This window comes from Pseudomonas sp. Choline-02u-1, from assembly GCF_002836515.1.
Taxonomy (GTDB): Bacteria; Pseudomonadota; Gammaproteobacteria; order Pseudomonadales; family Pseudomonadaceae; genus Aquipseudomonas.
The window spans coordinates 168,289-180,371 of record NZ_PJBC01000064.1 but is presented as its reverse complement, the minus strand read 5'-3'; the positions used below and the strand labels follow the sequence as shown (position 1 = coordinate 180,371).

8 protein-coding genes and 1 tRNA gene are annotated in these 12,083 nt (G+C 56.5%); all 9 read left to right on the top strand.

What is annotated here, in order from left to right:
• Nucleotides 1-57 precede the first annotated feature (57 nt).
• The 9 genes from CXF97_RS21515 to rpoC all read left to right on the top strand — a co-directional run bounded on the left by CXF97_RS21515 (nt 58) and on the right by rpoC (nt 12,032).
• Nucleotides 58-133, top strand: a tRNA-Trp gene (locus tag CXF97_RS21515).
• Between the two features lie 45 nt (nt 134-178).
• Entirely contained in the window at nt 179-547 is a 369-nt protein-coding gene (secE, locus tag CXF97_RS21510; protein WP_064589465.1) for a preprotein translocase subunit SecE, read from the top strand.
• Between the two features lie 9 nt (nt 548-556).
• On the top strand, nt 557-1,090 hold the full coding sequence (nusG, locus tag CXF97_RS21505) for a transcription termination/antitermination protein NusG (protein WP_007957598.1): 534 nt from the start codon (nt 557-559) through the stop codon (nt 1,088-1,090).
• Between the two features lie 118 nt (nt 1,091-1,208).
• Complete coding sequence (gene rplK / locus CXF97_RS21500; RefSeq protein ID WP_003176435.1) at nt 1,209-1,640, top strand: 50S ribosomal protein L11; 432 nt, start codon at nt 1,209-1,211, stop codon at nt 1,638-1,640.
• Nucleotides 1,640-2,335, top strand: a complete 696-nt coding sequence (gene rplA / locus CXF97_RS21495; protein ID WP_003228754.1) for a 50S ribosomal protein L1 — start codon at nt 1,640-1,642, stop codon at nt 2,333-2,335. The genes rplK and rplA overlap by 1 nt, the downstream gene beginning before the upstream one ends.
• Nucleotides 2,336-2,533: 198 nt before the next feature.
• A complete protein-coding gene (rplJ, locus tag CXF97_RS21490) occupies nt 2,534-3,034 on the top strand; it encodes a 50S ribosomal protein L10 (protein ID WP_008081912.1) in 501 nt (166 codons plus the stop codon).
• A gap of 73 nt (nt 3,035-3,107) precedes the next feature.
• Nucleotides 3,108-3,473, top strand: a complete 366-nt coding sequence (gene rplL / locus CXF97_RS21485; RefSeq protein ID WP_007962228.1) for a 50S ribosomal protein L7/L12 — start codon at nt 3,108-3,110, stop codon at nt 3,471-3,473.
• 221 nt (nt 3,474-3,694) lie between these two features.
• Entirely contained in the window at nt 3,695-7,768 is a 4,074-nt protein-coding gene (rpoB, locus tag CXF97_RS21480) for a DNA-directed RNA polymerase subunit beta (RefSeq protein ID WP_016772939.1), read from the top strand.
• Nucleotides 7,769-7,832: 64 nt separating this feature from the next.
• Nucleotides 7,833-12,032, top strand: a complete 4,200-nt coding sequence (gene rpoC, locus CXF97_RS21475; protein WP_071173747.1) for a DNA-directed RNA polymerase subunit beta' — start codon at nt 7,833-7,835, stop codon at nt 12,030-12,032.
• The last annotated feature ends 51 nt before the right edge of the window (nt 12,033-12,083 follow it).

Sequence of the window (12,083 nt, the reverse complement as noted above, 5' to 3'; positions counted from 1 at the left end):
ATAAGCGGTTGTAATGTATTTTTCGGGCCGGCATAATGGTCGGCCTGATTTTGTTTTAGGTCAGTAGCTCAATTGGCAGAGCGACGGTCTCCAAAACCGTAGGTTGGGGGTTCGATTCCCTCCTGACCTGCCAGATTCACTTGGTGTGTCTGGCTTTCTTTTCACAGGATCTTCATAGATGACTCCTAAGGCTGAAGCTCAAGGCTCTCGCTTCGATCTGCTCAAGTGGCTTGTAGTAGTCGCTTTGGTAGTTGTTGGCGTTGTTGGCAATCAGTATTACGCTGCTTCGCCGATCCTGTACCGTGTACTCGCTTTGCTTGTCATCGCTGCTGTAGCTGCCTTTGTAGGCCTGCAAACCGCGAAGGGCAAGTCTTTCTTTGTACTGGTTAAGGAAGCTCGCACCGAGATTCGTAAAGTCGTGTGGCCAACTCGCCAAGAAACCACACAGACCACGCTGATTGTCGTGGCTGTTGTTCTGGTTATGGCGTTGCTGTTGTGGGGGCTTGATTCCCTGCTCGGCTGGCTTGTTTCCTTGATTGTCGGCTAAGGGTGTCCCGTGGCTAAGCGTTGGTATGTTGTGCATGCTTACTCGGGTTACGAGAAGCATGTGATGCGCTCGCTGATCGAGCGCGTAAAGCTGGCTGGCATGGAAGATGGCTTCGGCGAGATTCTGGTTCCCACTGAAGAAGTGGTTGAGATGCGCAACGGCCAGAAGCGCAAAAGCGAGCGCAAGTTCTTCCCGGGCTATGTGCTGGTCCAGATGGATATGAATGAGGGTACTTGGCACTTGGTCAAGGATACTCCTCGGGTGATGGGCTTCATCGGCGGGACCGCTGACAAGCCTGCGCCAATCACTGATAAAGAGGCAGAAGCGATTCTGCGTCGCGTTGCTGACGGTAGCGACAAGCCGAAGCCGAAGACGTTGTTCGAGCCAGGCGAGACGGTACGTGTCAATGACGGTCCATTCGCCGATTTCAACGGCGTTGTGGAAGAAGTTAACTACGAAAAGAGCCGGATCCAAGTGGCGGTGCTCATTTTCGGGCGCTCTACTCCGGTGGAGCTCGAGTTCAGTCAGGTCGAAAAGGTCTAGCTGGACAAGCAATCCCAACCCCGCAGCCCTAGGCTGTGGGGTTTTGTCGTCACTGGGATAAACGCGCAAGTAACCGGGGAGCCTTTCGAGGCGTTCGAACCCGTAATTGGAGTGCCTCATGGCCAAGAAGATTACCGCTTACATCAAGCTGCAAGTGAAGGCCGCTCAGGCTAACCCAAGCCCACCTGTTGGTCCTGCTCTGGGTCAGCACGGCGTGAACATCATGGAATTCTGCAAGGCCTTCAACGCCCGTACTCAGGGTCTTGAGCCAGGTCTGCCGACTCCAGTGATCATCACTGTCTACAGCGACCGTAGCTTCACTTTCGAAACCAAATCCACCCCTGCTTCGGTTCTGCTGAAGAAGGCGGCCGGTCTGACTAGCGGCTCCGCTCGTCCGAACACTGTTAAGGTTGGCACTGTTACCCGTGCTCAGCTGGAAGAAATCGCGAAAACCAAAAACGCGGATCTGACTGCAGCTGATATGGATGCGGCCGTGCGTACTATCGCCGGTTCTGCTCGTAGCATGGGCCTTAACGTGGAGGGTGTGTAATGGCTAAGCTGACCAAGCGTCAAAAGGCTATCGCCGGCAAAATCGAAGCAGGCAAGGCCTACAACATTGTAGATGCTGCCGCTTTGCTGGCTGAGCTGTCGACTGTCAAGTTCAGCGAGTCGTTCGACGTTGCTGTAAACCTGGGTGTAGACCCGCGTAAATCCGACCAGGTTGTTCGTAGCGCTACCGTGCTGCCGCACGGCACTGGCAAGACTGTTCGCGTTGCAGTGTTCACCCAGGGTCCAGCTGCCGAGGCCGCTTTGGCTGCCGGCGCTGACCGTGTAGGCATGGACGACCTGGCTGCCGAAATGAAAGGCGGCGACCTGAACTACGACGTAGTTATCGCATCTCCGGATGCTATGCGCGTTGTTGGTCAGTTGGGTCAGATCCTCGGTCCACGTGGTCTGATGCCTAACCCTAAAGTTGGTACCGTGACTCCAGACGTAGCTACCGCGGTTAAAAACGCCAAGGCTGGTCAGGTTCGTTATCGCACCGACAAAAACGGCATCATCCACACCTCCGTTGGCAAGATCGGTTTCGACGCCGTCAAGCTGAAGGAAAACGTTGAAGCCCTGATCGCTGACCTGAAGCGTATCAAGCCAGCTTCTTCGAAAGGTATCTACGTCAAGCGCGTTACCCTGAGCACCACTATGGGCCCAGGTCTGGTTATCGACCAGAGCTCGCTGGACGCGTAAGACACGGATTGGCGCGAGAGATCGCGTCAATTGAAAAATTGGGGTCCCTGCCTGGCGGGGGCTATCCAAGACCGTAGGCGGCGCAAGTCTTAAACCATCAGCCTACGCAGATGGTGCTCCCGGTTCCTTACCGAATCAGACACCAAAACGACATTCGGTTTCGATCGAATGAAACGGTAACAAGCAGGAGTTAAACCCGTGGCAATTAATCTCGAAGACAAGAAGGCCATCGTCGCTGAAGTCAACGAGGCTGCCAAAGTCGCTCTGTCCGCTGTCGTGGTTGATGCACGTGGCGTAACAGTAGGCGCAATGACCGGACTCCGTAAAGAGGCTCGTGAAGCTGGCGTTTACGTACGTGTTGTACGTAACACCCTGCTCAAGCGCGCTGTTGCTGACACTCAATACAGTGTCCTCAACGACGTGTTCACCGGCCCGACCCTGATTGCATTCTCCAACGAACATCCGGGCGCTGCTGCCCGTATCTTCAAAGAGTTTGCCAAGGGTCAGGACAAGTTCGAGATCAAGGCAGCTGCGTTCGAGGGCAAGTTCCTCGCAGCTAATCAGATCGACGTACTGGCAACTCTGCCGACCCGTGACGAAGCAATTTCTCAGCTGATGAGCGTGATTCAAGGCGCTACCAGCAAATTGGCTCGTACTCTGGCGGCAATTCGCGACCAGAAAGAAGCTGCCGCAGCCTAAGGCTCGTCACTTCTCGCGTTTTTTGTTTATTTCGATGGTCGCGTAGGCCGTCCCCCAATTCAGGAATTGAGTCATGTCTCTGACTAACGAACAAATCATCGAAGCAATCGGCCAGAAATCCGTAGTGGAAATCGTTGAGCTGATCAAAGCGATGGAAGAAACCTTCGGTGTTACCGCTGCTGCCGCTTCGGCTGGCCCAGCTGTAGCTGCTGCTGCTGTTGAAGAGCAAACCGAGTTCAACGTTGTTCTGCTGGAAGCTGGCGAGAAGAAGGTTAACGTGATCAAGGCAGTTCGTGAACTGACCGGTCTGGGCCTGAAAGAAGCCAAAGAGAAAGTAGACGGCGCTCCTCAGGTTGTAGCTGAAGGCGTTTCGAAAGAAGCGGCTGAAGACGCCAAGAAGAAGCTGGAAGAAGCAGGCGCTAAAGTCGAGCTGAAGTAAGCATCGACTTTGCTCCTCCAGCCCGAGCGTCAAGCGACAGGCTGATGGCTGGTGGCTCTTGCCACCGGCCTTTTTCCGTTATTGGCAGCCGACTGGGTCGGTGTCGATAAAGGCGCTGTAACCACCCGATGCGGTGGCGCAAACCATGGGGTTTGCACGATTTTCTGGCTGCTCCCGTCGGGAGGGGCCAAACAAGCAGGTGACCAAGCTGGGGAACGCTGATGGCTTACTCATATACTGAGAAAAAACGTATCCGCAAGGACTTTAGCAAGTTGCCGGACGTCATGGATGTGCCTTACCTCCTGGCCATCCAGCTGGATTCGTATCGTGAATTCTTGCAAGCGGGAGCGACTAAAGATCAGTTCCGCGACGTGGGCCTGCATGCGGCCTTCAAATCCGTTTTCCCGATCATCAGCTACTCCGGCAATGCTGCGCTGGAGTACGTCGGTTATCGCCTGGGCGAACCGGCATTTGATGTCAAAGAATGCGTATTGCGCGGTGTAACTTTCGCCGTACCTTTGCGGGTAAAAGTGCGTCTGATCATTTTCGACAAAGAATCGTCGAACAAAGCGATCAAGGACATCAAAGAGCAAGAAGTCTACATGGGTGAAATCCCCCTGATGACTGAAAACGGTACCTTCGTAATCAACGGTACCGAGCGTGTTATCGTTTCCCAGCTGCACCGTTCCCCGGGCGTGTTCTTCGACCACGACCGCGGCAAGACGCACAGCTCCGGCAAACTGCTGTACTCGGCTCGCATCATTCCTTACCGCGGTTCGTGGCTGGACTTCGAATTCGACCCGAAAGACTGCGTCTTCGTGCGTATCGACCGTCGTCGCAAGCTGCCGGCCTCGGTACTGCTGCGCGCACTCGGTTACACCACCGAAGAAGTGCTGGACGCGTTCTACACCACCAACGTATTCCACCTGAGCGGCGAAACCCTCAGCCTGGAACTGGTGCCATCGCGCCTGCGTGGTGAGGTTGCGGTTCTGGACATCCAGGACGAGAAGGGCAAGGTCATCGTTGAGCAGGGCCGCCGTATTACCGCGCGCCACATCAACCAGATCGAAAAAGCCGGTATCAAGACGCTGGATGTGCCACTGGACTACGTCCTCGGTCGCACCACCGCCAAGGCTATCGTGCACCCGGCTACCGGCGAAATCCTGGCCGAATGCAACACTGAGCTGAACACTGAAGTCCTGGCGAAAATCGCCAAGGCTCAGGTCGTTCGCATCGAGACCCTGTACACCAACGACATCGACTGCGGTCCGTTCGTCTCCGACACGCTGAAGATCGATTCCACCAGCAACCAATTGGAAGCGCTGGTCGAGATCTATCGCATGATGCGTCCAGGCGAGCCGCCAACCAAAGACGCTGCCGAGACTCTGTTCAACAACCTGTTCTTCAGCCCTGAGCGCTATGACCTGTCTGCGGTCGGCCGGATGAAGTTCAACCGTCGTATCGGTCGTACCGAGATCGAAGGTTCGGGCGTGCTGTGCAAGGAAGACATCGTCGCGGTACTGAAGACATTGGTCGACATCCGTAACGGTAAAGGCATCGTCGATGACATCGACCACCTGGGTAACCGTCGTGTTCGCTGCGTAGGCGAAATGGCCGAGAACCAGTTCCGTGTTGGCCTGGTACGTGTTGAGCGTGCGGTCAAAGAGCGTCTGTCGATGGCCGAAAGCGAAGGCCTGATGCCGCAAGACCTGATCAACGCCAAGCCAGTGGCTGCGGCGGTGAAAGAGTTCTTCGGTTCCAGCCAGCTGTCGCAGTTCATGGACCAGAACAACCCGCTGTCCGAGATCACCCACAAGCGTCGTGTCTCTGCACTCGGCCCTGGCGGTCTGACTCGTGAGCGCGCGGGCTTCGAAGTTCGTGACGTACACCCGACTCACTACGGTCGTGTCTGCCCGATTGAAACGCCGGAAGGTCCGAACATCGGTCTGATCAACTCCCTGGCTGCGTACGCTCGCACCAACCAGTACGGCTTCCTGGAAAGCCCGTACCGCGTGGTGAAAGAGGGTGTGGTCACCGACGAGATCGTGTTCCTGTCCGCTATTGAAGAAGCCGATCACGTGATCGCGCAGGCTTCGGCGACCATGAACGAGCAGAAAGTCCTGATCGACGAACTGGTGGCGGTACGTCACCTGAACGAATTCACCGTCAAGGCGCCGGAAGACGTCACCCTGATGGACGTTTCGCCGAAGCAGGTTGTGTCGGTTGCAGCGTCGCTGATTCCGTTCCTCGAGCACGACGACGCCAACCGTGCGTTGATGGGTTCGAACATGCAGCGTCAGGCTGTACCGACTCTGCGTGCTGACAAGCCGCTGGTAGGTACCGGCATGGAGCGTAACGTAGCCCGTGACTCCGGCGTTTGCGTCGTGGCTCGTCGTGGCGGCGTGATTGATTCCGTCGACGCCAGCCGTATCGTGGTTCGTGTTGCCGATGACGAAGTTGAAACCGGTGAAGCCGGTGTCGACATCTACAACCTGACCAAATACACCCGCTCGAACCAGAACACCTGCATCAACCAGCGTCCGCTGGTGCGTAAAGGCGATCGCGTTCAGCGTAGCGATATCATGGCCGACGGCCCGTCCACCGACATGGGTGAACTGGCACTGGGTCAGAACATGCGCATCGCGTTCATGGCATGGAACGGCTTCAACTTCGAAGACTCCATCTGCCTGTCCGAGCGTGTGGTTCAGGAAGACCGTTTCACCACGATCCACATTCAGGAACTGACCTGTGTGGCCCGTGACACCAAGCTTGGCCCAGAGGAAATCACTGCGGACATCCCGAACGTGGGTGAAGCTGCACTGAACAAGCTGGACGAAGCCGGTATCGTTTACGTAGGTGCTGAAGTAGGCGCAGGCGACATCCTGGTTGGCAAGGTCACTCCGAAAGGCGAGACCCAGCTGACTCCGGAAGAAAAACTGCTGCGCGCAATCTTCGGTGAAAAAGCCAGCGACGTTAAAGACACTTCCCTGCGCGTGCCAACCGGCACCAAAGGTACTGTCATCGACGTACAGGTCTTCACCCGTGACGGCGTTGAGCGTGATGCTCGTGCTCTGTCGATCGAGAAGTCCCAGCTGGACGAGATCCGCAAGGATCTGAACGAAGAGTTCCGCATCGTTGAAGGCGCAACTTTCGAACGTCTGCGTTCCGCACTGGTAGGCCACAAGGCTGAAGGCGGCGCCGGCCTGAAGAAAGGTCAGGACATCACCGACGAAGTACTCGACGGTCTTGAGCACGGCCAGTGGTTCAAGCTGCGCATGGCTGAAGACGCTCTGAACGAGCAGCTCGAGAAGGCTCAGGCCTACATCGTTGATCGTCGCCGTCTGCTGGACGACAAGTTCGAAGACAAGAAGCGCAAACTGCAGCAGGGCGATGACCTGGCTCCAGGCGTGCTGAAAATCGTCAAGGTTTACCTGGCAATCCGTCGTCGCATCCAGCCGGGCGACAAGATGGCCGGTCGTCACGGTAACAAGGGTGTGGTCTCCGTGATCATGCCGGTTGAAGACATGCCGCACGATGCCAATGGCACCCCGGTCGACGTGGTCCTCAACCCGCTGGGCGTACCTTCGCGTATGAACGTTGGTCAGATCCTCGAAACCCACCTGGGCCTCGCGGCCAAAGGTCTGGGCGAGAAGATCAACCGGATGGTCGAAGAGCAGCGTAAAGTCGCTGAACTGCGCACCTTCCTGGACGAGATCTACAACCAGATCGGCGGTCGTAACGAAGATCTGGACAGCTTCTCCGATCAGGAAATCCTCGATCTGGCGAACAACCTGCGTGGCGGCGTTCCAATGGCCACTCCAGTGTTCGACGGCGCCAAGGAAAGCGAAATCAAGGCCATGCTGAAACTGGCAGACCTGCCGGAAAGCGGCCAGATGCAGCTGACCGACGGCCGTACCGGCAACAAGTTCGAGCGTCCAGTCACCGTTGGCTACATGTACATGCTGAAGCTGAACCACTTGGTAGACGACAAGATGCACGCGCGTTCTACCGGTTCTTACAGCCTGGTTACCCAGCAGCCGCTGGGTGGTAAGGCGCAGTTCGGTGGTCAGCGTTTCGGGGAGATGGAGGTCTGGGCACTGGAAGCATACGGTGCTGCTTACACTCTGCAAGAAATGCTCACAGTGAAGTCGGACGATGTGAACGGCCGTACCAAGATGTACAAGAACATCGTGGATGGCGATCACCGTATGGAGCCGGGCATGCCCGAGTCCTTCAACGTGTTGATCAAGGAAATTCGTTCCCTCGGCATCGATATCGATCTGGAAACCGAATAACACGTGACGCGAATCGAGAGCGGGGCAGGATTGCCCGCTCTCTGCTCCGCCAGGAGGAAAGGCCTTGAAAGACCTACTGAATTTGCTGAAAAACCAGGGTCAAGTCGAAGAGTTCGACGCCATCCGTATCGGATTGGCATCGCCTGAGATGATCCGTTCGTGGTCGTTCGGTGAAGTTAAAAAGCCGGAAACCATCAACTACCGTACGTTCAAACCTGAGCGTGACGGCCTGTTCTGCGCCAAGATCTTTGGCCCGGTAAAGGATTACGAGTGCCTGTGCGGTAAGTACAAGCGCTTGAAGCACCGTGGTGTGATCTGCGAGAAGTGCGGCGTTGAAGTTGCACTGGCCAAGGTTCGTCGTGAGCGCATGGCGCACATCGAACTGGCTTCGCCGGTTGCCCACATCTGGTTCCTGAAATCGCTGCCGTCGCGTATCGGCCTGCTGATGGACATGACCCTGCGTGATATCGAACGCGTTCTCTACTTCGAGAGCTATGTCGTTATTGATCCAGGCATGACCACCCTTGAAAAAGGTCAGTTGCTGAACGACGAACAGTACTTCGAAGCGCTGGAAGAGTTCGGTGACGATTTCGACGCCCGCATGGGTGCTGAAGCTGTTCGCGAACTGCTGCACGCTATCGACCTGGAGCACGAGATTGGCCGTCTGCGCGAAGAGATTCCGCAAACCAACTCGGAAACCAAGATCAAGAAGCTGTCCAAGCGTCTGAAGTTGATGGAAGCCTTCCAGGGTTCCGGCAACCTGCCAGAGTGGATGGTGCTGACCGTACTGCCGGTTCTGCCGCCAGATCTGCGTCCACTGGTCCCGCTGGATGGCGGTCGTTTCGCGACCTCCGACCTCAACGATCTGTATCGTCGAGTGATCAACCGTAACAACCGTTTGAAGCGCCTGCTGGATCTGTCCGCGCCGGACATCATCGTGCGCAACGAAAAGCGTATGTTGCAGGAAGCGGTCGATGCACTGCTCGACAACGGTCGTCGTGGCCGCGCAATCACTGGTTCCAACAAGCGTCCTCTGAAATCCCTGGCTGACATGATCAAGGGTAAGCAAGGTCGTTTCCGTCAGAACTTGCTCGGTAAGCGTGTTGACTACTCCGGTCGTTCGGTAATTACCGTAGGCCCGACCCTGCGTCTGCACCAGTGCGGTCTGCCGAAGAAGATGGCTCTCGAGCTGTTCAAGCCGTTCATTTTCGGCAAGCTGGAAATGCGTGGTCTGGCGACCACCATCAAAGCGGCCAAGAAAATGGTCGAGCGCGAGTTGCCAGAGGTTTGGGACGTTCTCGCTGAAGTGATTCGCGAACACCCGGTTCTGCTCAACCGTGCGCCGACCCTTCACCGTCTGGGTATCCAGGCGTTTGAACCGGTACTGATCGAAGGTAAGGCTATCCAGCTGCACCCGCTGGTCTGCGCCGCGTACAACGCCGACTTCGACGGCGACCAAATGGCCGTGCACGTACCGCTGACGCTGGAAGCCCAGCTCGAAGCGCGTGCGTTGATGATGTCGACCAACAACATTCTGTCGCCAGCCAACGGTGAGCCAATCATCGTTCCGTCGCAGGACGTTGTATTGGGTCTGTACTACATGACTCGTGAAGCGATCAACGCCAAGGGCGAAGGTCGTGTGTTCGCGGATCTGCAGGAAGTCGACCGTGTGTTCCGTGCCGGCGAAGCCGCACTGCACGCCAAGGTCAAGGTTCGTATCAACGAAACCGTCAACGACCGTGACGGCAACAGCGTGAGCGGTACCCGTATTGTCGACACCACTGTCGGCCGTGCGCTGCTGTTCCAGGTTGTGCCAAAAGGTCTGTCGTTCGACGTCGTCAACCTGCCGATGAAGAAAAAGGCGATCTCCAAGCTGATCAACCAGTGCTACCGCGTGGTTGGTCTGAAAGAGACCGTGATCTTCGCTGACCAGTTGATGTACACCGGTTTCGCTTACTCGACCATCTCCGGCGTTTCCATCGGTGTTAACGACTTCGTTATCCCGGATGAAAAAGCTCGCATCATCGGTGCAGCCACCGACGAAGTGAAAGAGATCGAGAGCCAGTACGCCTCCGGCCTGGTAACCCAGGGCGAGAAGTACAACAAAGTGATCGACCTCTGGTCGAAAGCGAACGACGAAGTTTCCAAGGCGATGATGGCCAACCTCTCGAAAGAGAAAGTCATCGACCGTCACGGCGACGAAGTCGACCAAGAGTCTTTCAACTCGATGTACATGATGGCCGACTCGGGTGCGCGGGGTTCCGCAGCACAGATTCGTCAGCTGGCCGGTATGCGTGGTCTGATGGCCAAGCCGGACGGTTCCATCATTGAAACGCCGATTACTGCGAACTTCCGTGAAGGTTTGAGCGTACTTCAGTACTTCATCTCGACTCACGGTGCTCGTAAAGGTCTGGCGGATACCGCGTTGAAAACTGCGAACTCCGGTTACCTGACTCGTCGTCTGGTAGACGTGGCGCAGGATCTGGTTGTAACCGAGATCGATTGCGGCACCGAACACGGTCTGCTGATGACTCCGCACATTGAAGGCGGTGACGTTGTAGAGCCGCTGGGTGAGCGCGTATTGGGTCGTGTCATTGCCCGTGACGTATTCAAGCCGGGTACCGAGGACGTTATCGTTCCTGCCGGCACTCTGGTTGACGAGAAGTGGGTCGAGTTCATCGAGCTGAACAGCATCGACGAAGTGATCGTGCGTTCGCCGATCAGCTGCGAAACCCGCTATGGCATTTGCGCCAAGTGCTATGGCCGTGATCTGGCTCGTGGTCACCAGGTGAACATCGGTGAAGCGGTCGGCGTTATCGCTGCCCAGTCCATCGGTGAGCCGGGTACCCAGCTGACCATGCGTACGTTCCACATCGGTGGTGCGGCAAGCCGTACTTCCGCAGCCGACAGCGTTCAGGTGAAGAATGGCGGTACCGTCCGTCTGCACAACCTGAAGCACGTTGAGCGAGTGGATGGCCACCTGGTTGCTGTGTCCCGTTCCGGTGAGCTGGCAATCGCTGACGATTTCGGTCGTGAGCGCGAGCGTTACAAGCTGCCGTACGGTGCTGTGATTTCGGTTAAGGAAGGTGACAAGGTCGACGCTGGCGCAATCGTGGCCAAGTGGGATCCGCACACTCACCCGATCGTTACCGAAATGAAAGGTACCGTGACCTACGTGGGCATGGAAGAAGGCATCACGATCAAGCGTCAGACTGACGAATTGACCGGTATGACCAACATTGAAGTTCTCGACGCGAAAGATCGTCCAGCAGCGGGCAAAGAAATTCGTCCTGCAGTGAAGATGGTTGACGACAACGGCAAGGATCTGTTGCTGCCAGGTACTGACGTAATCGCTCAGTACTTCCTGCCAGCCAACGCCCTGGTTGGTGTGGCTGACGGTGCGAAGATTGCGATCGGTGATGTTATCGCTCGTATCCCGCAGGAAACTTCGAAAACTCGCGACATCACCGGTGGTCTGCCGCGTGTTGCCGACCTGTTCGAAGCTCGTCGTCCGAAAGAGGCTTCGATTCTGGCTGAAGTCAGCGGCACCATCGCGTTCGGTAAAGAGACCAAAGGCAAGCGCCGTCTGGTCATTACCCCGAACGACGGTAGCGATCCGTACGAAGAGCTGATTCCGAAGTGGCGTCACCTGAACGTCTTCGAAGGCGAACAGGTAAACCGCGGCGAAGTTATCTCCGACGGTCCAAGCGATCCGCACGACATCCTGCGTCTGCTGGGTGTGAGCGCGCTGGCCAAGTACATCGTCAACGAGATCCAGGACGTTTATCGTCTGCAAGGCGTGAAGATCAACGACAAGCACATCGAGACCATCCTGCGTCAGATGCTGCGTAAAGTTGAGATCTCCGAGTCCGGCGATTCCAGTTTCATCAAGGGCGACCAGATGGAACTGACTCACGTGTTGGTCGAGAACGAGCGTCTGGGCGCGGAAGACAAGTTTGTCTCCAAATTCACTCGCGTTCTGCTGGGTATCACCAAGGCGTCGTTGTCCACCGAATCGTTCATCTCGGCGGCTTCCTTCCAGGAAACCACCCGCGTACTGACCGAAGCGGCAGTCACCGGCAAGCGCGATTACCTGCGCGGCCTGAAAGAAAACGTAGTCGTGGGTCGTCTGATCCCGGCCGGTACCGGTCTTGCCTATCACAGCGAGCGCAAGCGTCGCCGTGATGCCGACAAGCCGTTGCGCGTAAGCGCCAGTGAAGTGGAAGCTGCACTGACCGAAGCGCTGAACTCGAGCGGTAACTGAGTTCTGCGATATACGAGAGTGAGGCCCTGATCGCTCCGTTCGTCGAATCGA

Excerpts from the sequence above, each read along its gene's own strand:
- rpoB (WP_016772939.1), top strand. The coding sequence starts at position 3,695 with ATGGCTTACTCATATACTGAGAAAAAACGTATCCGCAAGGACTTTAGC.
- rplA (WP_003228754.1), top strand. The coding sequence starts at position 1,640 with ATGGCTAAGCTGACCAAGCGTCAAAAGGCTATCGCCGGCAAAATCGAA.
- rplL (WP_007962228.1), top strand. The coding sequence starts at position 3,108 with ATGTCTCTGACTAACGAACAAATCATCGAAGCAATCGGCCAGAAATCC.
- secE (WP_064589465.1), top strand. The coding sequence starts at position 179 with ATGACTCCTAAGGCTGAAGCTCAAGGCTCTCGCTTCGATCTGCTCAAG.
- rplK (WP_003176435.1), top strand. The coding sequence starts at position 1,209 with ATGGCCAAGAAGATTACCGCTTACATCAAGCTGCAAGTGAAGGCCGCT.